The sequence below is a fragment of the Paraburkholderia sp. BR14320 genome (assembly GCF_040948665.1).
GTDB lineage: Bacteria > Pseudomonadota > Gammaproteobacteria > Burkholderiales > Burkholderiaceae > Paraburkholderia > Paraburkholderia youngii.
Genome location: NZ_JBFPKG010000016.1, coordinates 54,552 through 74,177, shown reverse-complemented (window position 1 = coordinate 74,177; position 19,626 = coordinate 54,552). Strand labels below are relative to the sequence as shown.

Genomic DNA, 19,626 nt, shown 5'->3' with positions numbered 1-19,626 from the left:
GCTACTTCAGGCGCCGCGACGCGCGCGGCCCATAGTCATGTCAGCCATAGAAATTCGTAACGTCAAGAAGCGCTACAAGGACTTGCAGGCGCTCAAGGGCGTCAGCCTCACGGTCGAAGAAGGCGAGTTCTTCGGACTGCTCGGTCCGAACGGCGCGGGCAAGACGACGCTCATCAGCATACTCGCGGGTCTCGCCCGCGCCGACGAAGGCAGCATCGCGGTGCGCGGTCACGACGTCGTCGACGATTTCCGCAATGCGCGCCGCGCGCTCGGCGTGGTGCCGCAGGAACTCGTGTTCGATCCGTTCTTCACGGTGCGCGAAACCTTGCGCATCCAGTCGGGCTACTACGGTCTGCGCAACAACGACGCATGGATCGACGAGATCATGGCCAATCTCGATCTCACCGAAAAAGCCGATGCGAACATGCGCGCGCTGTCGGGCGGCATGAAGCGCCGCGTGCTGGTCGCGCAGGCGCTCGTGCACCGTCCGCCGGTGATCGTGCTCGACGAGCCGACCGCGGGCGTCGACGTCGAGCTGCGCCAGACGCTGTGGAAGTTCATCTCGCGCCTGAATCGTGAAGGCCACACGATCGTGCTGACCACGCACTACCTGGAAGAAGCCGAATCGCTGTGCGACCGCATCGCGATGCTGCGCCGTGGTGAGGTCGTTGCGCTCGATCGCACCAGCACGCTGCTGCAGCGCTTCGCCGGCATGCAGCTGTTCGTGCGCTTCGCGCACGGCGTGCTGCCCGCCGATCTGCGTCCACTCGAGGCGGAAAGCGGCGCGGGCAACGGCAATGGCCGCCAGCACCTGCTGCGCCTGACGAGCTACGACGACGTCGAGCGTATCCTCGCGCAATGCCGCGCGGCCGGTTGTACATTCGAAGAAATCGAGGTCCGCAAAGCCGACCTCGAAGACGTATTCGTTCAGGTGATGAACGGTCCAGAAGTGATCGAGGGGCTCGCATGAGCGGCTACAGTGGATTTAGCACGCTGTTTTACAAAGAACTGCTGCGTTTCTGGAAGGTATCGTTCCAGACCGTTCTCGCGCCGGTCATCACCGCGCTCCTTTATCTGACCATCTTCGGCCACGCGCTGCGCGGCCACGTCGAGGTCTATCCGGGCGTCGAATACACGAGCTTCCTGATTCCAGGTCTCGTGATGATGAGCGTGCTGCAGAACGCGTTCGCGAATAGTTCTTCGTCGCTGATTCAATCGAAGATCACCGGCAACCTCGTGTTCGTGCTGCTGCCGCCGCTGTCGCACTATGAGATGTTCGCGGCCTACGTGCTCGCGGCCGTGGCGCGCGGGCTGTGCGTCGGCTTCGGCGTGTTCATCGTGACGATCTGGTTCGTGCCGCTCGCTTTCACCTCGCCGCTCTACATCATCGTGTTCGCGATGTTCGGCGCGGCGATCCTCGGCACGCTGGGTCTGATTGCCGGCATCTGGGCCGAGAAGTTCGACCAGCTCGCCGCGTTCCAGAACTTTCTGATTATGCCGCTCACGTTCCTGTCGGGCGTGTTCTACTCGACGCATACGCTGCCGCCCGGGTGGCGCGAAGTATCGCGGCTCAATCCGTTTTTCTACATGATCGACGGCTTTCGCTATGGCTTTTTCGGCGTGTCGGATATCGACCCGCTGGTGAGCCTCGCGATCGTCGCCGGTTTCTTTGTGGTGCTGGCTGTCGTGGCGATGCGCATGCTCGCCACCGGCTACAAGCTGCGCCACTGACCAGGAGCTTCTCTCATGTTGCCGACTCCCGAACAGGTCAAACAGTACATTGCAGCTGGACTCGCGTGCGAGCATCTCGAAGTCGAAGGCGACGGTCAGCATTTCTTTGCGACGATCGTCTCGCCGAGCTTCGAAGGCAAGCGCCTGATCCAGCGTCACCAACTCGTGTATGCGGCGCTCGGCGAGCGCATGCGCGAAGAAATCCACGCGCTCAGCATGAAGACGCTGACGCCCGCCGAATGGCAGAACGCGTAATCTGGAAATTTAGTGCGAGTTACTCACGAAGGGCGCGACGCAGCTAGCGGCGCGCCGAACACAGACAAAGCAGGTCCGGGCGCGAACCGGGCCGATCAGGAACCGACAGGCATGGATAAACTCATCATTGAAGGTGGCTACCCGCTCTCCGGTGAAGTTGTCGTCTCGGGTGCGAAGAACGCGGCATTGCCGATCCTGTGCGCGGGTCTGTTGACCGCCGATCCGGTGCATCTGGAGAACGTGCCCGATCTGCAGGACGTGCGCACGATGCTCAAGCTGCTCGGCCAGATGGGCGTGCGTATCGAGGCAGGCGAAGGGCGCGTCGCGCTCGACGCGTCGAAGGTCGACAACCTCGTCGCGCCGTACGAGATGGTGAAGACGATGCGCGCGTCGATCCTCGTGCTCGGTCCGCTCGTCGCGCGCTTCGGTCATGCGCGCGTGTCGCTGCCAGGCGGCTGCGCGATCGGCGCGCGTCCGGTCGACCAGCACATCAAGGGTCTGCAGGCGATGGGCGCCGAGATCACGATCGAGCACGGCTTCATCGAAGCGCGCGCGAAGCGTCTGAAGGGCGCGCGCATCGTCACCGACATGATCACCGTGACCGGTACCGAGAACCTGCTGATGGCGGCGGTGCTCGCGGAAGGCGAAACGATCATCGAGAACGCCGCGCGCGAACCCGAAGTGGTCGACCTCGCGCACCTGCTCGTCGCGATGGGCGCGAAGATCGAAGGCATCGGCACGGATCGCCTCGTGATCCAGGGCGTCGACAAGCTGCACGGTGCGAAGCACACGGTGATTCCGGACCGCATCGAAGCGGGCACCTTCCTGTGCGCGGTCGCGGCGGCAGGCGGCGACGTCACGCTGCGCAAGATGCGTCCGCTGCTGCTCGAAGCCGTCACCGAAAAGCTGCGCGAAGCGGGCGTGACGGTCGAGGAAGGCGACGACTGGATGCGCGTGCGGATGGACAAGCGCCCGAGCGCCGTCACCTTCCGCACCTCCGAATACCCGGCGTTCCCGACCGACATGCAGGCGCAATTCATGGCGCTCAACACGATCGCGGACGGTACCTCGCAGGTCGTCGAGACGATCTTCGAAAACCGCTTCATGCACGTGCAGGAGCTGAACCGTCTCGGCGCGAGCATCACGATCGACGGCAACACCGCGCTCGTCACCGGCGTCGAGAAACTGTCCGGCGCGAAGGTGATGGCCACCGATCTGCGCGCATCCGCGAGTCTCGTGATCGCCGCGCTGCGCGCCGAGGGTGAAACGCTGATCGACCGCATCTATCACCTCGATCGCGGCTACGACCGCATGGAAGCGAAGCTCAACGCGATCGGTGCGAAGGTGCGCCGCGTTTCCGGGAGTCAGGCATGAGTTCGATGCCGCAAACGTCGTCGTCGCCGGCGGTGAGCGCGCCGCTCACGCTCGCGTTGTCGAAAGGGCGTATCTTCGAGGAAACGCTGCCGCTGCTCGCGGCGGCCGGCATCGAAGTCGCCGAAGATCCGGAGAGCTCGCGCAAGCTGATCCTGCCGACCACCGACCCGAACCTGCGCGTGATCATCGTGCGCGCGACCGACGTGCCGACCTATGTCGAGTACGGCGCGGCCGACTTCGGTGTGGCCGGCAAGGACGTGCTGCTCGAGCATGGCGGCAGCGGTCTGTATCAGCCGGTCGACCTGGACATTGCGCGTTGCCGGATGTCGGTCGCGGTCGCGGCGGGTTTCGATTATGCGAACGCAGTGCGCCAGGGCGCGCGTCTGCGGGTTGCGACCAAGTATGTTGAAACCGCGCGTGAGCATTTTGCCGCCAAGGGCGTGCACGTCGATCTGATCAAACTGTACGGTTCGATGGAACTCGCGCCGCTGGTCGGCCTCGCCGACGCGATCGTCGACCTGGTCAGCTCGGGCAATACGCTGCGCGCGAACAATCTGGTCGAGGTGGAGGAGATCATGCAGATTTCGTCGCGCCTCGTGGTGAACCAGGCAGCGCTGAAGCTGAAACGCGCCGCTTTGCGGCCGATTCTCGACGCGTTTGCCAATGCGTCGTCGAAAACCGGCGCCCCGGCGGCCTGACTGAACGATGGCACTCTGATCACGCTGCGACTCAGCGCCTTACCGAAACGGATACCTGTATGTCTATCAAGATTCGCAAGCTCGATTCCACCGCTCCCGACTTTCACAAGTCGCTGCATGCGGTGCTCGCGTTCGAGGCGAGCGAAGACGAAGCCATCGAGCGCGCGGTCGCGCAGATTCTGAACGACGTGAAGGCGCGAGGCGACGAGGCAGTGCTCGAGTACACGAACCGCTTCGACCGCATCGATGCGAAAAGCGTGGCCGAGCTCGAACTGCCGATGGCGGAGCTCGAAGCGGCGCTCGAAAGTCTCGAGCCGAAGCAGCGTGCGTCGCTGGAAGCGGCGGCGGCGCGCGTGCGCGGCTATCACGAGAAGCAGAAGATCGAGTGCGGCAGCCATAGCTGGCAGTACACCGAAGCTGACGGCACCGTGCTCGGTCAGAAGGTCACGCCGCTCGATCGCGCGGGCATCTATGTGCCGGGTGGCAAGGCGGCGTACCCGTCGTCGGTGCTGATGAACGCGATTCCGGCGCGAGTGGCCGGCGTGCGCGAAATCGTGATGGTCGTGCCGACGCCGGACGGTGTGAAGAATCCGCTCGTGCTCGCGGCGGCATTGCTCGGCGGTGTCGATCGCGTGTTCACGATCGGCGGCGCGCAGGCGGTGGGCGCGCTCGCGTACGGCACGCAGACCGTTCCCGCGGTCGACAAGATCTGCGGCCCCGGCAACGCGTATGTCGCGTCGGCGAAGCGTCGCGTGTTCGGCACGGTCGGCATCGACATGATCGCGGGGCCGTCGGAAATCCTCGTGCTGTGCGACGGCACGACCGATCCGCGCTGGGTCGCGATGGACCTGTTCTCGCAGGCCGAGCACGACGAACTCGCGCAGTCGATCCTGCTGTGCCCGGACGACGCGTTCATCGCGCGTGTGCAGGAAGCGATCGACGAACTGTTGCCCACGATGCCGCGCCACGAGGTGATCCGCACGTCGCTCGAAAACCGCGGCGCGCTGATCAAGGTGCGCGACATGGCCGAGGCCTGCGCGATCGCCAACGACATCGCGCCGGAGCACCTCGAAATTTCGGCGCTGGAGCCGCATCAGTGGGCGCAGCAAATCCGCCACGCGGGTGCGATCTTCCTTGGCCGCTACACGAGCGAGAGCCTCGGCGACTACTGCGCGGGCCCGAACCACGTGCTGCCGACGTCGCGTACCGCGCGGTTCTCGTCGCCGCTCGGCGTTTATGATTTCTTCAAGCGTTCGAGCCTGATCGAAGTCAGCGCGGAAGGCGCGCAGACGCTCGGCGAGATCGCCGCCGAACTCGCATATGGCGAAGGTCTGCAAGCGCACGCACGCAGCGCCGAATTCCGGATGCGGCTGAACAACAACGAACGCGGCTGAGGCGGAAGCGGCGAGGGCGGAGACTGCCGCGCGAGCGATGCATCGCGCCCACCCGCCCCGTTCAATAACGACCACAGAGACTAACCCGAACGCCCTGCACCGACGCCGAGCCGGCGGTCTTCGCACGGCCCGGCCCCGAAGCTATGACGACACCTCAAGACATCATCCGCAGCGACGTGCTCGCAATGACGAGCTATCCGGTTCCGGACGCAACCGGCTTCATCAAGCTCGACGCGATGGAGAACCCGTTTACGCTGCCGTCGGAACTTGCCGCGCATCTCGGCGAGCGTCTGGCGGCCGTCGCGTTGAACCGTTATCCGGCGCCGCGTCCCGAGCAGTTGATCGAGCGCATCCGTCAAGTGATGGGCGTGCCGGCGGGTTGCGACGTGCTGCTCGGCAATGGCTCCGATGAAATCATCAGCATCATGTCGGTCGCGTGCGCGAAGCCGGGCGCGAAGGTGCTCGCACCGGTGCCGGGCTTCGTCATGTATCAGATGTCGGCGAAGCTGGCGCATCTCGAATTCGTCGGCGTGCCGCTGAAAGCCGACTTCACGCTCGATACCGACGCGATGCTCGCGGCGATCGCCGAGCACGCACCGGCGCTTATCTATCTCGCGTATCCGAACAACCCGACCGGCACGCTGTTCGATGAGGCCGGAATTGAGCGCATCATCGCCGCGGCGGGCAAGAGTCTCGTCGTGATCGACGAGGCGTATCAGCCATTCGCGCAGAAGAGCTGGCTGCCGCGCGCCGACCAGTTCGACAACGTCGTCGTGATGCGCACGGTTTCGAAGCTGGGCCTCGCCGGGATCCGGCTCGGTTACCTGGTCGGCAAGCCCGCGTGGCTGACCGAATTCGACAAGGTGCGCCCGCCGTACAACACCAACGTGCTGACGCAGGCCACCGCCGGTTTCCTGCTCGACCACATCGGCGTGCTCGACGCGCAGGCCGCGCAGTTGCGCGACGAACGCGAGAAGCTCGCGCAGGCGGTGGCCGCGCTGCCGGGCGCCGAAGTGTTCGACAGCGCGGGCAACTTCCTGCTCGTGCGGGTGCCCGATGCGTCGGTATTGTTCGAAACCCTGCTAACGGCACGTATTCTGATCAAAAACGTGAGTAAAATGCACCCATTGCTGGACAACTGTGTGCGTTTGACTGTCGGTTCGCCGAACGAGAACGCCCAGTTGCTCGCCGGCCTGAAACTCGTGTTGCGGTAACCCGCTCCATTGAGCGGCGGCACTGAGCCGCTGCATTGAACGGCTGCATTGAGCGGCCCGCCATTCGTCCACCCCACATTACTAGCGCTTTTAAGCCAGATTCGAGGAATTGCCATGCGCCTTGCGGAAGTCGTTCGCAACACCAGCGAAACGCAGATCCGTGTGAAGATCAACCTGGACGGCACCGGCCAGCAGAAGCTGGCCACCGGTGTGCCGTTCCTGGACCACATGCTCGACCAGATCGCCCGCCACGGGCTGTTCGACCTCGAGATTGAAGCGCATGGCGACCTGCATATCGACGACCACCACACGGTCGAAGACACCGGTATCACGCTCGGCCAGGCCGTCGCGAAGGCGATCGGCGATCGCAAGGGCATCCGCCGCTACGGTCATTCCTACGTTCCGCTCGACGAAGCGCTGTCGCGCGTCGTGATCGATTTTTCCGGCCGTCCGGGCCTCGAATTCCACGTGCCGTTCACGCGCGCGCGCATCGGCACGTTCGACGTCGACCTGTCGATCGAATTCTTCCGCGGCTTCGTGAACCATGCCGGCGTGACGCTGCATGTCGACAATCTGCGCGGCATCAACGCTCACCACCAGCTCGAAACGGTGTTCAAGGCGTTCGGGCGCGCGCTGCGCATGGCCGTCGAGCTCGACGAGCGCGCGGCCGGACAGATTCCGTCGACCAAGGGCAGTCTCTGACGCAACGGCCGTAGCAGGCTTTAACACAGGGTTTCACCGCCCCCAACGTCTCCAGGCCACTCACCTTCACGCGACTCATCGGGCAGGATCGCATTTGCCGGCACGTCGTTCGACGCCGCGCGGCGGCATCGATGGATCGAGGGCAGAGCGGCCAAACTTGAAATGAAAACTTCGATAGCGATTGTGGATTACGGAATGGGCAACCTGCGCTCGGTTGCCCAGGCACTGCGCCAAGCGGCGCCGGAAGCGGACGTGGCGATCGTCGATCGTCCGGAAGCGATCCGTGCGGCCGACCGCGTGGTGCTGCCCGGCCAGGGCGCGATGCCCGACTGCATGCGCAGTCTCGGCGCGTCCGGTCTGCAGGAAGCGGTCGTCGAGGCGTCGCGCAGCAAGCCGCTGATGGGCGTGTGCGTCGGCGAGCAGATGCTGTTCGACTGGAGCGCCGAGGGCGACACGCCGGGGCTGGGTCTGTTGCCAGGCAAGGTGGTGCGCTTCGAGCTCGAAGGCCGCCTACAGGACGACGGCTCGCGCTTCAAGGTCCCGCAGATGGGCTGGAACCGCGTGCGTCAGGCGCACCCGCATCCGCTGTGGGACGGTGTCGCCGACAACGCGTTCTTCTACTTTGTGCACAGCTACTACGTGGTGCCGGACAACCCGGCGCACACGTCGGGCGAGACGGTCTACGGCGTGCCCTTTACCTCGGCTGTCGCGCGGGATAACATTTTCGCCACCCAGTTTCACCCCGAAAAGAGCGCCGAAGCGGGTTTGCGCGTGTATCGCAACTTCGTGCACTGGAACCCGTGAACACCTTTCTTTATCCCGTTGCCGCGCGTGCGTCGCGCGGTGCCGCGGTCCTGCATCCGACCGGCGCCCCACTGGAGCGCCGAAAGAGTTGTACTAAACTAGCGAGACGGTATTGCGGCGGGCTGATCCGCCAGCCGCTGCCGCCGACCTTCAATCCACTCCCAGATAACACCCGATTGCTATGCTGCTGATTCCCGCCATCGACCTGAAAGATGGTCAGTGTGTACGCCTCAAACAGGGCGATATGGACCAGGCGACGATTTTCTCCGAGGAACCGGCGGCAATGGCCCGACATTGGGTCGACCGCGGCGCGCGTCGTCTGCATCTCGTCGATCTGAATGGCGCGTTCGCCGGCAAGCCGAAGAACGGCGATGCAATCCGGGCGATCATCGATGAAGTGGGCGGTGAAATTCCGGTTCAGCTCGGTGGTGGCATCCGCGACCTGAACACGATCGAGCGCTATCTGGACGACGGTTTGTCGTACGTAATCATCGGCACCGCGGCGGTGAAGAACCCCGGCTTCCTGCAGGACGCGTGCACCGCGTTCGGCGGCCACATCATCGTCGGTCTCGACGCGAAAGACGGCAAGGTCGCCACCGACGGCTGGAGCAAGCTGACCGGTCACGAAGTGGCCGACCTCGCGCGGAAGTTCGAGGACTACGGCTGCGAGTCGATCATCTACACCGACATCGGCCGTGACGGCATGCTGCAAGGCATCAACATCGAAGCGACGGTGCGCCTTGCGCGCGCGGTCAAGATTCCGGTGATCGCGAGCGGTGGTCTGTCGAACCTCGCGGACATCGAATCGCTGTGCGAAGTCGAAGGCGAGGGCATCGAAGGCGTGATCTGCGGCCGCGCGATCTATTCGGGCGACCTCGACTTCGCGGCCGCGCAGACGCTCGCGGACAAGCTGCGCGAAGCGGACGACGCTTAAGCGCGGCGTCGGCCGCGTTTGCCGGGAAGCTTGCGCCGTGTGCGGCGTGGCACTCACCTTCGGCTTGCGGCACTCGCTCGACCGACGGTTTGCCGGGTAGCGCGCTTCACTCGATCACGCAACCGGGACCTCGCCGGCCCGCGGCCAGCACTCCACTCGCGGCGCGACGCAACCGCTCGCGCCGGCACTGTGCCGCTTGCCCGCAAGCGAGCGGCCTCATCAGCGGTATTGGCAGAATTGCACGATCATGGCTCTAGCTAAACGCATCATCCCCTGTCTCGACGTCACCGCGGGCCGCGTGGTCAAGGGCGTCAACTTCGTCGAACTGCGCGACGCCGGCGACCCGGTCGAAATCGCGCGCCGTTACGACGACCAGGGCGCCGACGAACTGACGTTCCTCGACATCACCGCGACCTCGGATCAGCGCGACCTGATCCTGCCGATCATCGAGGCGGTCGCCTCGCAGGTGTTCATTCCGCTGACGGTCGGCGGCGGCGTGCGCGCGGTCGAAGACGTGCGGCGCCTTCTGAACGCGGGCGCGGACAAGATCAGCATGAACTCGTCGGCGGTCGCGAATCCGCAGCTCGTGAAGGACGCGACCGACAAATACGGCTCGCAGTGCATCGTCGTCGCGATCGACGCGAAGCGCGTGTCCGCCGACGGCGAAACGCCGCGCTGGGAAGTGTTCACGCACGGCGGGCGCAAGGCCACTGGTCTCGACGCGGTCGAATGGGCGCGGAAGATGGCCGAACTCGGCGCCGGCGAAATCCTGCTGACCAGCATGGATCGCGACGGCACCAAGAGCGGCTTCGACCTTGCGCTGACGCGCGCGGTGTCGGACGCGGTGCCGGTATCGGTGATCGCCTCGGGCGGCGTCGGCAATCTGCAGCATCTCGCCGACGGCATCAAAAGCGGTCACGCGGATGCGGTGCTGGCCGCGAGCATCTTCCACTACGGCGAACACACGGTCGGCGAGGCCAAGCGCTTCATGGCCGACCAGGGCATTTCCGTGAGGTTGTGACGTGACGAATCCTTCGGCAGTGAACTGGCTCGACAAGGTCAAGTGGGACGCGAACGGCCTCGTGCCGGTGATCGCGCAAGAAGCGTCGACCAACGACGTGCTGATGTTCGCGTGGATGAACCGCGAGGCCCTCGCGAAGACCGTCGAGACCGGCCGCGCGGTGTATTTCTCGCGTTCGCGCCAGCGCCTGTGGTTCAAGGGCGAGGAGTCGGGCCACGTGCAGCATGTGCACGAAGTGCGGCTCGATTGCGACGAAGACGTCGTACTGCTGAAAGTCGAGCAGGTGTCGGGCATCGCATGCCACACCGGCCGCCACTCGTGCTTTTTCCAGAAATTCGAAGGCTCGGTGGACGACGGCGACTGGCAGGCCGTCGATCCCGTGCTGAAAGACCCCGAACACATCTACAAATGACGCAATCCATGCAAAACCCGTCGCCCGCCGAGGCTTCCACGCTCGACACGCTGCTGCGCCTCGCGGCGGTGATCGATGGCCGCAAGGGCGGCGATCCAGACACCTCGTACGTCTCGCGCCTGTTCCACAAGGGCGACGACGCGATTCTGAAGAAGATCGGCGAAGAAGCCACCGAAGTTGTGCTGGCCGCAAAGGACACGCGCCACGGCGGCGCGCCGAAGGCGCTGGTCGGCGAGGTCGCGGACCTGTGGTTCCACTGCCTCGTGATGTTGTCGCATTTCAATCTGAGCCCCGCCGACGTGATCGCCGAACTCGAGCGTCGCGAAGGCCTGTCGGGCATCGAGGAAAAGGCGCTGCGCAAGAGCCGCGAGCGTGAGGAAAACGGCGACTGAGCAGCCGGAGCGGAAATCTGGCGTTTCCGCTTGAACTCGCGCGCGCTGGCACCTATATAGCGGTAACCGCACCTTCGTGAGGACGCAAGCATGGAACAGCCGCAAGGAAGCTATCCGCCGCCGGTCTACCGCCACGCGATGGAGCCTGAGCGGGAGCGCAGCCTGCGCACGCTCACGCACGTGCTGTACGCGCTGTATGCGGTCCATTGGCTGACCGGCGGGCTCACCATCCTGATCGCGATCATCATCAACTACGTGAAACGGCCAGACGTGGCCGGCACGCCGTACGAAGCGCACTTCGAATGGCAGATTCGCACGTTCTGGATGGGCCTCGTCGGCTATGCGATCGGCGCGTTGCTATTGGTCGTCGTGATCGGCATTCCGGTGCTGTGGGCGGTCAGCATATGGATGTTGTACCGTATTATCAAAGGCTGGCTGTATCTGTACGATAACAAGCCATTCGCGAATCCGGCCGGCTGGGTCTGAACGCTAGCCGGTCCGAACGCGCGGACCGGCAGTCGGGTCGAACCTCGTCGCGTGCGGCTTCGCTCGCCTAAGTCATACCGCGTCAGGAATACGATGAGTCACGATCCGAACTGTCTTTTCTGCAAGATTGCCGCTGGCGAAATCCCGTCAACCAGAGTCCACGAAGACGACGAGTTCGTCGCCTTCCGCGACATCCGTCCGGCGGCCGAAACGCATGTGCTGGTGATCCCTCGCAAGCACATTGCAACGCTGTCGAACTGCACGGAAAGCGACGCGCCTCTGCTTGGTAGAATGCTTGTCTTGGCCGCTCGACTGGCCGAGCAATTGGGGGTCGCGTATAGCGGCGGCGAAACGGGCTTTCGCACGGTAATCAATACCGGTCCGGGCGGTGGTCAGGAGGTGTATCACCTGCACGCGCACATTCTCGCGGGACCGCGCCCGTGGCATCGCATGGGTTGAGCGGGGGCGCATGGGTTGCACGCGCCGCGTAGCGAGAGCACACCGCTGCGAGTTTTGGTCGAGGACAATAGCGCCGCCGTTATTTTTACCGCTGTGTAATACCGTCGACGTGATCGCCTGACCACAATGACGGCGATTCACACTGCGGCGCACCTTGCGAGCGCGGTGGCGCGACCTGCGGTAACGTAGAGATAGAGGCAGACGAAGCGCACGCGCTTCAGGTTAGGCAAATTTGCCGCATCGAGATGCGGCGTCGGGGTTAAGGAGAGTAGTCATGGGTTCGTTGAGTATTTGGCATTGGTTGATCGTCCTGTTGATCGTCGCACTCGTGTTCGGCACGAAGAAGCTGCGCAACATCGGCAGCGATCTGGGCGGCGCTGTGAAGGGCTTCAAGGAAGGCATGAAGGAAGCCGAATCGCCGTCGGCCGACGCGCAACAGCAGCGCGAGCTGCCGCGCAACGGCGCGGTGGACGTCGAAGCGAAAGAAAAGACGCAGCAATCGGGCGATTACCGCTAAGCCGCGGCGTTTGCGCCGTTCCCGCGTTTCTGACGGACATTCCACTTCATGCTGGACCTCGGTCTAACCAAGATGGCGCTGATCGGCGTCGTCGCGCTGGTCGTCCTCGGGCCTGAGCGCCTGCCGCGTGTCGCCCGCACGGCTGGCGCGCTGTTCGGCCGCGCACAGCGGTACATCAACGACGTGAAGGCCGAAGTCACGCGCGAAATCGAGCTCGACGAATTGCGGCGCATGAAGACCGAGTTCGAGAAGGCCGCGAGCAACGTCGAAACGACAGTTCAGGATAATCTGCGCAAGCATGAGAATGAACTGAACGAGGCGTGGAAGAGTGGTACGTCGGTGTCGCCGAGCATCGCCGGCGGCGCGCTCGAAGACGCCGGCAGCGGCGTCAGCGGCAGCGCCGGTGCCGACTCGTGGCCCGTCAGTACGCCGGCCGCCGCGCCCAAACGCAAGACCTGGCGCGTCCAGCAGAGCGCCACCCCCACCTGGTACAAGCGAGCGAGCCTGCGCCGCACGCGCGTGCAGTCGGGCGCCGCGCGCGTTGCGCGGCACACACCTGCCAACCTGCGTCGTCCGACGCGGTTTTTCTGATGTTCAGATCGACAATCTCTAACCGAGGGCCGGTGTGAGCGACCCCCAGCAATCCCAGAACGAAGGCGCCGAAGAGACCTTCATTTCCCACCTCGTCGAACTGCGTGACCGCATCATCCGTGCGGGGCTCGCCGTCATCGTCGTGTTTATCGGGCTCGTGTACTGGGCACCGGATATCTTCAGATTGCTCGCGCGTCCGCTGATGATGAATCTGCCGAAGGACGGCAAGATGATCGTCACCGACGTCACCGGCTCGTTCTTCGTGCCGATGAAGGTGACGATGCTGGTCGCTTTCGTGATCGCGCTGCCGGTCGTGCTGTACCAGATCTGGGCGTTCGTCGCGCCGGGGCTCTATCAGCACGAGAAGAAGCTGGTCGCGCCGCTGGTGGCGAGCAGCTACACGCTGTTCCTGTGCGGCATGGCGTTCGCGTACTTCGTCGTGTTTCCGACCATCTTCCGCGTGATGGCGCACTACAACGCGCCGCTCGGCGCGGAAATGACAACCGATATCGACAATTACCTGAGCTTCGTGCTGACGATGTTCATCGCGTTCGGTGTCACCTTCGAGGTGCCGATCGTCGTCGTCCTGTTGGTGCGGATGAACGTGGTAACGCTGAAGAAGCTGAAGGAGATCCGGCCGTATGTGATCGTCGGCGCGTTCGTGGTGTCGGCCGTCGTAACGCCGCCCGACGTGTTTTCGCAGCTGATTCTCGCGGTTCCGCTGATTCTGCTGTACGAAGCCGGCATCGTCGCGGCGCGCTTGATCGTCGGCAAGCAGCCGGTGGTCGTCGAGGATGCGAGTCCGCCGCCGTCTAGTTGAGGTGCCGCGAGCCGGTGCCGGGCGGGCGTCAAATGAAAAGGGCAGTCCATCGGACTGCCCTTTTTCGTTGCGTTGAGTCGCGGCCTTGACCTCAACCGCCCTCGTCATCCGGCTGATCGCCGCCGTTTTCGTCTTCCGGCTGTTTCGGCGGCGGCGGGCGTTTGCCGATCATCACGTCGAGATCGATCTGATGGCCTTTGCGCACCAGATGGACTTTTGCCGCCGTGCCTGGCTTGATCTGCGCGATCACGTTCAACAGGCGCGTGGTATCGGTGATCACCTGGCCGTTCACGCTAGTCAGAATGTCGCCGGGCTTGATGCCCGCGCGGTCGGCCGGGCCGCTTTTCAGCACCCCGGCGACGATCGCGCCCGACTTCTGATCGAGCCCGAACGACTCCGCGATCTCCGGCGTCACGTCCTGCGGTTCGACACCGATCCAGCCGCGCGTGACCGTACCGGTCGTGATGATGCTCTCGAGCACGCTGCGCGCGGTCGACACCGGAATCGCGAAGCCGATGCCGAGCGAGCCGCCCGAGCGCGAGTAGATCGCGGTGTTGATACCGAGCAGATTGCCGTTCACGTCGACGAGCGCACCGCCCGAGTTGCCGGGGTTGATCGGCGCGTCGGTCTGGATGAAGTTTTCGAACGTATTGATGCCGAGGTGGTTGCGGCCCAGCGCGCTGACGATGCCCATCGTCACGGTCTGCCCGACGCCGAACGGATTACCGATCGCCAGCACGACGTCGCCGACGCGGATCTGGTCCATCCGGCCGAGCGTGATGGTGGGCAGATTGCTCATGTTGACCTTGAGCACCGCCAGATCGGTTTCCGGGTCGATGCCGATGACCTTCGCGCTGGCGGTGCGGCCGTCGGCGAGCGCGACTTCGATCTGATCGGCGCCGTCGACGACGTGCTGGTTCGTTAGAATGTAACCTTCCGAACTCACTATCACGCCTGAGCCGAGGTTCGAGGCAGGCTGCTCCTGCTGCTTGCGATTGTTCCTGTCGCCGAAGAAGTAGCGGAACAGCGGATCTTTGGCGCGCGGGTCGGGCGGCAGCGAGCCATCCTTGCTGGAGAACACGTTGACGACCGCGGGCATCGCCTTTTGCGCCGCTTCGGCATAGGACGTTTCGGCATGCCCTTTGCTGATGCCCGGCGCCACTTCCCGCAGCGCCACGATCGGTTCGGCGAGTTGTCTGCCGAATTGTGCTTGACGCTGCAGCCACTGCGGTTTGAGGGTCGCAATGATGAACATCAGCGCCAACAGCACCGTCACCGCTTGGGCAAATAACAGCCAAAAGCGTCTAAGCATCTGAAGACAAGAGGTCTATATGGATCGGATTGAACTTGAATTGTACTTGAACAATCTCCTTGAAACCGCGCGCTTCAAGGACTATTGCCCGAACGGACTGCAGGTCGAAGGCCGCCGCCGGATCAACAAACTCGCGACCGGCGTGACCGCGTCGGTGGCCTTCCTCGAGGCCGCGCTCGACTGGGGCGCGGACGCCGTGCTGGTCCATCACGGCTACTTCTGGCGCAACGAGGCGCCGCAGATCACCGGCCGCAAGCATGCTCGACTGAAGCTGCTGCTCGCCAACGACCTGAACCTGTTCGCCTATCACCTGCCGCTCGACGATCACCCCGATTTCGGCAACAACGCGCAGATCGGCGAGAAGATGGGCTGGATCAGCGACGCACGTTTCGGCGACAACGATCTCGGCTGGCTCGCCACGTTGCCGATGCCGATTTCGCTGTCGCACCTGAGCGCGGAAATCGAGCAGACGCTGGGCCGCACGCCGCTCGTGTTCGGCGATCCCGATATGCAGCTGCGCCGCGTCGGCTGGTGCACGGGCGCCGCGCAAGGGATGTTCGACGCGGCGATCAACGCGGGCGTCGACGCCTACGTGACTGGCGAAGTATCGGAGTCGGTGATGCATACGGCGGCGGAAAGCGGCGTCGCGTTTCTCGCGGCCGGCCACCACGCGACCGAACGCTTCGGCGTGCAGGCGGTGGGCAAGCATCTGTCCGAATCGTTCGATATCGAACACCTGTTTATCGACATTCCGAATCCCGTTTGAATTGCGAATTGCATTAACGAAGAAAAAGGCGCGAATACCGTAGAAGGCACTTAAAAGGAGGTACAAAAAAGTTAGCGATCGGTACGGACAAACCCTGAGTTATCAAGGGCTTCGCACGGTTTTTGGCAATCGGCCCTTGTAAATGGCGACTCCATTCGAGCAAACTAGCGGCGGTAGAAGCGACGTGAAGGAAAAATCCAACTCAGAAGTGGGGCGTGTGATGCGAGACAAAGAAGAGGAACGCGTCGATGGCAGCCGCCGTAACTGGCTGGTAGCGACGACCGTAGCAGGCGGCATAGGAGGTGTTGCCGTTGTCGTACCGTTTGTTAGTTCGTTTGCACCATCCGAAAAGGCCAAGGCCGCAGGGGCCCCGGTCGAAGTCGATATCAGTGGTCTGAAGCCCGGCGACATGATGACGGTCGCCTGGCGTGGCAAGCCGGTGTGGATCATCAACCGCACCGACCGCATGCTCGCCGATGTTCAAAAAGCCGATAGCCAGGTAGCGGACCCCCACACGGAGAATCCCTTCTCGATGCCGCTGCCGGACTACTGCAACAACGAATTCCGTTCACGCGCCGAGAACAAGCATCTGCTGGTTGCCGTCGCCGTTTGTACGCATCTGGGCTGCACGCCGACGCCGCGATTCCAGGAAGGCCCGCAGGCCAATCTGCCCGACGACTGGCCCGGCGGCTTTCTGTGCCCGTGCCACGGCTCGACCTACGACATGGCCGGCCGCGTCTTTAAGAACAAACCCGCCCCGCAGAACCTCGACATCCCACGCTTCATGTTCACGTCGGCGACGGCCCTTGTGATCGGGAAGGACGAAAAAGGAGAAGCGTAATGGCGAGCGAACACGAAGTAGAGACGACCGGGCTGGCTGGTTGGATCGACCAGCGCTTCCCGATGACTGCCACGTGGAAGAAGCACGTTTCCGAGTACTACGCGCCGAAGAACTTCAACTTCTGGTACTTCTTCGGTTCGCTTGCATTGCTGGTGCTGGTCAACCAGATCGTCACCGGCATCTGGCTGACGATGAACTACAAGCCCGATGCGACGCTTGCGTTTGCGTCGGTCGAGTACATCATGCGCGAGGTGCCGTGGGGTTGGCTGATCCGCTACATGCACTCGACGGGTGCGTCGATGTTCTTCGTCGTCGTGTATCTGCACATGTTTCGCGGGCTTTTGTATGGCTCCTACCGCAAGCCGCGCGAGCTGGTGTGGATTTTCGGCTGCCTGATCTTCCTGTGTCTGATGGCCGAGGCGTTCTTCGGCTACCTGCTGCCGTGGGGCCAGATGTCGTTCTGGGGCGCGCAGGTGATCGTGAATCTGTTCTCGGCGATTCCGTTCATCGGTCCTGATCTGTCGCTGTGGATTCGCGGCGACTACGTCGTCTCCGACGTCACGCTGAACCGCTTCTTCGCGTTCCACGTGATCGCGATTCCGCTGGTGCTGGTCGGCCTCGTGATCGCGCACCTCGTCGCGCTGCACGAAGTCGGCTCGAACAACCCGGATGGCATCGAGATCAAGGCGAAGAAGGGGCCGGATGGCGTGCCGCTCGACGGTATTCCGTTCCACCCGTACTACTCGGTGCACGACTTCATGGGTGTGGCGATCTTCCTGCTGATCTTCGCGGCGATCATCTTCTTCGGGCCGGAAATGGGCGGGTACTTCCTTGAAGCGAACAACTTCGTTCCCGCGAATCCGCTGCAGACGCCGCCGGAAATTGCGCCAGTCTGGTACTTCACCGCTTTTTATGCGATGCTGCGCGCCACCACCGATCCATTCAAGATCGTGCTGATGATCGTCATCGCGCTACTCGGGTTGCTCGCGCTGGTGCGCGCACGCGGCAAGTGGAAGATCGGGTTGCCGGTTCTCGCGGTGCTGGTGATCGTCGCGATGGTATTCACCGAATCGAAGTTCTGGGGCGTCGTGGTGATGGGCAGCGCGGTGATTTCGCTCTTCTTCCTGCCGTGGCTGGACCGCTCGCCGGTCAGGTCGATTCGCTACCGGCCGTTCTTCCACAAGGTTTTCTTCGGGATCTTCGTGATCGCGTTCCTTACGCTCGGCTTCCTCGGCACGCGGCCGCCATCGCCCGCCGCGACGCTGATCGCGCAGATCTGCGCGCTGGTCTACTTCGCTTTTTTCCTCGGCATGCCCTTCTGGACGCGGCTTGGCAAGTTCAAGCAGCCACCGGAACGGGTGCGGTTCAAGCCTCACTAATCGCGAGCCAGGAGAACACGAAGATGAAAAAACTGCTTTCGATGTGCGCGCTGGTCGGCGCGACTGTGCTTGCGCTGCTGGCCGCTCCGGTCCACGCGGACGAGAATTTCCCGCTCAATCGCGCGCCGGACAACACGAACAATTTCGCTTCTTTGCAGCGCGGCGCGCAATTGTTTGTAAACTACTGCCTGAATTGCCACAGCGCGAACCTGATGCGCTACAACCGCCTGACCGATCTCGGCATTACGCCGAACGAAGTCCAGGCGAATCTGCTGTTCACCACCGACAAGGTCGGCAACACGATGACCGTGGCGATGCGCCCGGACGACGCGAAAGCGTGGTTCGGGGCGACGCCGCCGGATTTGTCGGTGGAGGCGCGGGCGCGGGGCACGGACTGGCTGTACACGTATCTGCGCAGTTTTTACCGCGACGATACGCGGCCGACCGGCTGGAACAATCTGGTGTACGAGAACGTGAGCATGCCTCACGTGCTGTGGCAGCTTCAGGGGCAGCGAGCGGCAAAATTCGGTGATGAAACCGACGAAAAAACCGGCGAAAAGGTACACAAATTCCTCGGTTTCCAGCAACTCACTCCGGGGACGATGTCGCCGGTAGATTATGATTCTGCTGTGGCCGACCTCGTGTCGTACCTGTCATGGATGTCCGAACCGACGCAGCAAACCCGCAAGCAACTTGGCGTGTGGGTGCTGTTGTTCCTCGGTATCCTGAGCTTTTTCGCCTGGCGACTGAACGCCGCGTACTGGAAACATATCAAATAATCACGCCGCTACACGGCGTGGGGCCGGCGCCAGGAAAGACCTGCTGAACGGTTTTTCCGTGCGCTGGCCCTTCAGCTTTTTGAGGAAACGTAAACATGATGGTTCTGTATTCCGGCACTACTTGCCCGTTCTCCCAGCGTTGCCGGCTGGTGTTGTTCGAAAAGGGCATGGACTTCGAGATCCGCGACGTCGACCTGTTCAACAAGCCGGAAGACATCGCCGTGATGAATCCGTATGGTCAGGTGCCGATTCTCGTCGAACGGGACCTGATTCTGTACGAATCGAACATCATCAACGAGTACATCGACGAGCGCTTCCCGCACCCGCAGCTGATGCCGGCCGATCCGGTGCAGCGCGCGCGGGCACGCCTGTTCCTGCTCAACTTCGAGAAAGAGCTGTTCGTCCACGTCGGCACGCTCGAAAACGAGAAGGGCAAGGCAGCGGAGAAGAATCACGAGAAGGCGCGCCTCGCGATCCGCGATCGCCTGACGCAGCTCGCGCCGATCTTCCTGAAAAACAAGTACATGCTCGGCGAAGAGTTCTCGATGCTCGACGTCGCGATCGCACCGCTGCTGTGGCGCCTCGACCACTACGGTATCGAGCTGTCGAAGAACGCCGCACCGCTGATGAAGTACGCCGAGCGCATTTTTAGCCGCCCGGCATATATCGAAGCGCTGACGCCGTCGGAAAAGGTGATGCGTCGTTGAGTTTGGCTTTGGTGCGCGGGCGCCGCATCGCTTCGATG

General features: G+C 63.1%; 24 protein-coding genes. 23 read left to right on the top strand and 1 reads right to left on the bottom strand.

All coding sequences use genetic code 11. The features are described 5' to 3' along the window. Window positions 1–37: 37 nt before the first annotated feature. The 18 genes from AB3X89_RS17190 to tatC all read left to right on the top strand — a co-directional run bounded on the left by AB3X89_RS17190 (window position 38) and on the right by tatC (window position 13,804). On the top strand, window positions 38–970 hold the full coding sequence (locus tag AB3X89_RS17190) for an ABC transporter ATP-binding protein (protein WP_013090703.1): 933 nt from the start codon (window positions 38–40) through the stop codon (window positions 968–970). After that, a complete protein-coding gene (locus AB3X89_RS17185) occupies window positions 967–1,731 on the top strand; it encodes an ABC transporter permease (protein ID WP_368584350.1) in 765 nt (254 codons plus the stop codon). Before AB3X89_RS17190 ends, AB3X89_RS17185 begins: the two co-directional genes overlap by 4 nt. Window positions 1,732–1,746: 15 nt before the next feature. Next, complete coding sequence (locus AB3X89_RS17180; protein ID WP_013090701.1) at window positions 1,747–1,986, top strand: BolA family protein; 240 nt, start codon at window positions 1,747–1,749, stop codon at window positions 1,984–1,986. Window positions 1,987–2,097: 111 nt separating this feature from the next. After that, window positions 2,098–3,360: a UDP-N-acetylglucosamine 1-carboxyvinyltransferase gene (gene murA / locus AB3X89_RS17175; RefSeq protein ID WP_176124278.1), complete on the top strand. Its 1,263-nt coding sequence runs from the start codon at window positions 2,098–2,100 to the stop codon at window positions 3,358–3,360. Next, window positions 3,357–4,058, top strand: a complete 702-nt coding sequence (hisG, locus tag AB3X89_RS17170; RefSeq protein WP_176124279.1) for an ATP phosphoribosyltransferase — start codon at window positions 3,357–3,359, stop codon at window positions 4,056–4,058. The genes murA and hisG overlap by 4 nt, the downstream gene beginning before the upstream one ends. Before the next feature lie 59 nt (window positions 4,059–4,117). After that, window positions 4,118–5,452 (top strand): histidinol dehydrogenase, encoded by a 1,335-nt coding sequence (gene hisD / locus AB3X89_RS17165; RefSeq protein ID WP_368584349.1) that lies wholly within the window; start codon window positions 4,118–4,120, stop codon window positions 5,450–5,452. A 143-nt stretch (window positions 5,453–5,595) separates the two neighbouring features. Continuing rightward, complete coding sequence (hisC, locus tag AB3X89_RS17160; protein WP_368584348.1) at window positions 5,596–6,666, top strand: histidinol-phosphate transaminase; 1,071 nt, start codon at window positions 5,596–5,598, stop codon at window positions 6,664–6,666. A gap of 114 nt (window positions 6,667–6,780) precedes the next feature. Then, window positions 6,781–7,368: an imidazoleglycerol-phosphate dehydratase HisB gene (hisB, locus tag AB3X89_RS17155; RefSeq protein WP_176110143.1), complete on the top strand. Its 588-nt coding sequence runs from the start codon at window positions 6,781–6,783 to the stop codon at window positions 7,366–7,368. Window positions 7,369–7,530: 162 nt separating this feature from the next. Next, window positions 7,531–8,172: an imidazole glycerol phosphate synthase subunit HisH gene (gene hisH / locus AB3X89_RS17150; protein ID WP_368584347.1), complete on the top strand. Its 642-nt coding sequence runs from the start codon at window positions 7,531–7,533 to the stop codon at window positions 8,170–8,172. Window positions 8,173–8,353: 181 nt separating this feature from the next. Continuing rightward, a complete protein-coding gene (gene hisA, locus AB3X89_RS17145) occupies window positions 8,354–9,106 on the top strand; it encodes a 1-(5-phosphoribosyl)-5-[(5-phosphoribosylamino)methylideneamino]imidazole-4-carboxamide isomerase (RefSeq protein ID WP_169500003.1) in 753 nt (250 codons plus the stop codon). Between the two features lie 247 nt (window positions 9,107–9,353). Next, window positions 9,354–10,127: an imidazole glycerol phosphate synthase subunit HisF gene (gene hisF, locus AB3X89_RS17140; protein WP_062128440.1), complete on the top strand. Its 774-nt coding sequence runs from the start codon at window positions 9,354–9,356 to the stop codon at window positions 10,125–10,127. 1 nt (window position 10,128) lies between these two features. Further along, window positions 10,129–10,539, top strand: a complete 411-nt coding sequence (gene hisI / locus AB3X89_RS17135) for a phosphoribosyl-AMP cyclohydrolase (RefSeq protein ID WP_090802086.1) — start codon at window positions 10,129–10,131, stop codon at window positions 10,537–10,539. Then, window positions 10,536–10,931 (top strand): phosphoribosyl-ATP diphosphatase, encoded by a 396-nt coding sequence (locus AB3X89_RS17130; protein WP_368584346.1) that lies wholly within the window; start codon window positions 10,536–10,538, stop codon window positions 10,929–10,931. The genes hisI and AB3X89_RS17130 overlap by 4 nt, the downstream gene beginning before the upstream one ends. A gap of 90 nt (window positions 10,932–11,021) precedes the next feature. Beyond that, window positions 11,022–11,417, top strand: coding sequence for a membrane protein (locus AB3X89_RS17125; RefSeq protein ID WP_013090690.1), 396 nt, complete (start codon window positions 11,022–11,024; stop codon window positions 11,415–11,417). A 93-nt stretch (window positions 11,418–11,510) separates the two neighbouring features. Further along, window positions 11,511–11,876, top strand: a complete 366-nt coding sequence (locus AB3X89_RS17120) for a histidine triad nucleotide-binding protein (protein ID WP_013090689.1) — start codon at window positions 11,511–11,513, stop codon at window positions 11,874–11,876. A gap of 274 nt (window positions 11,877–12,150) precedes the next feature. Then, window positions 12,151–12,393, top strand: coding sequence for a Sec-independent protein translocase subunit TatA (tatA, locus tag AB3X89_RS17115; protein WP_013090688.1), 243 nt, complete (start codon window positions 12,151–12,153; stop codon window positions 12,391–12,393). Window positions 12,394–12,441: 48 nt separating this feature from the next. Further along, the gene (gene tatB / locus AB3X89_RS17110) at window positions 12,442–12,984 is read left to right on the top strand and encodes a Sec-independent protein translocase protein TatB (RefSeq protein WP_368584345.1); all 543 of its coding nucleotides are present in this window, start codon (window positions 12,442–12,444) and stop codon (window positions 12,982–12,984) included. 34 nt (window positions 12,985–13,018) lie between these two features. After that, window positions 13,019–13,804 carry a twin-arginine translocase subunit TatC gene (gene tatC / locus AB3X89_RS17105; RefSeq protein ID WP_368584344.1) on the top strand — a complete coding sequence of 262 codons (786 nt, stop codon included), beginning with the start codon at window positions 13,019–13,021 and terminating at the stop codon, window positions 13,802–13,804. Window positions 13,805–13,895: 91 nt separating this feature from the next. On the opposite strand, the gene AB3X89_RS17100 is transcribed toward tatC, so the two are convergent. Then, a complete protein-coding gene (locus tag AB3X89_RS17100) occupies window positions 13,896–15,116 on the bottom strand; it encodes a Do family serine endopeptidase (protein WP_368584343.1) in 1,221 nt (406 codons plus the stop codon). 19 nt (window positions 15,117–15,135) lie between these two features. On the opposite strand from AB3X89_RS17100, the gene AB3X89_RS17095 reads away from it, so the two are divergent. The 5 genes from AB3X89_RS17095 (at window position 15,136) to AB3X89_RS17075 (ending at window position 19,588) form a co-directional block, all read left to right on the top strand. After that, window positions 15,136–15,882 carry a Nif3-like dinuclear metal center hexameric protein gene (locus AB3X89_RS17095; protein ID WP_368584342.1) on the top strand — a complete coding sequence of 249 codons (747 nt, stop codon included), beginning with the start codon at window positions 15,136–15,138 and terminating at the stop codon, window positions 15,880–15,882. A gap of 220 nt (window positions 15,883–16,102) precedes the next feature. After that, window positions 16,103–16,723 (top strand): ubiquinol-cytochrome c reductase iron-sulfur subunit, encoded by a 621-nt coding sequence (gene petA, locus AB3X89_RS17090; RefSeq protein WP_368584399.1) that lies wholly within the window; start codon window positions 16,103–16,105, stop codon window positions 16,721–16,723. Further along, on the top strand, window positions 16,723–18,102 hold the full coding sequence (locus AB3X89_RS17085; RefSeq protein WP_368584341.1) for a cytochrome bc complex cytochrome b subunit: 1,380 nt from the start codon (window positions 16,723–16,725) through the stop codon (window positions 18,100–18,102). Before petA ends, AB3X89_RS17085 begins: the two co-directional genes overlap by 1 nt. A 23-nt stretch (window positions 18,103–18,125) precedes the next feature. Then, on the top strand, window positions 18,126–18,881 hold the full coding sequence (locus tag AB3X89_RS17080) for a cytochrome c1 (protein WP_368584340.1): 756 nt from the start codon (window positions 18,126–18,128) through the stop codon (window positions 18,879–18,881). Between the two features lie 95 nt (window positions 18,882–18,976). Beyond that, window positions 18,977–19,588, top strand: a complete 612-nt coding sequence (locus tag AB3X89_RS17075) for a glutathione S-transferase N-terminal domain-containing protein (protein WP_006052302.1) — start codon at window positions 18,977–18,979, stop codon at window positions 19,586–19,588. Window positions 19,589–19,626 lie beyond the last annotated feature (38 nt).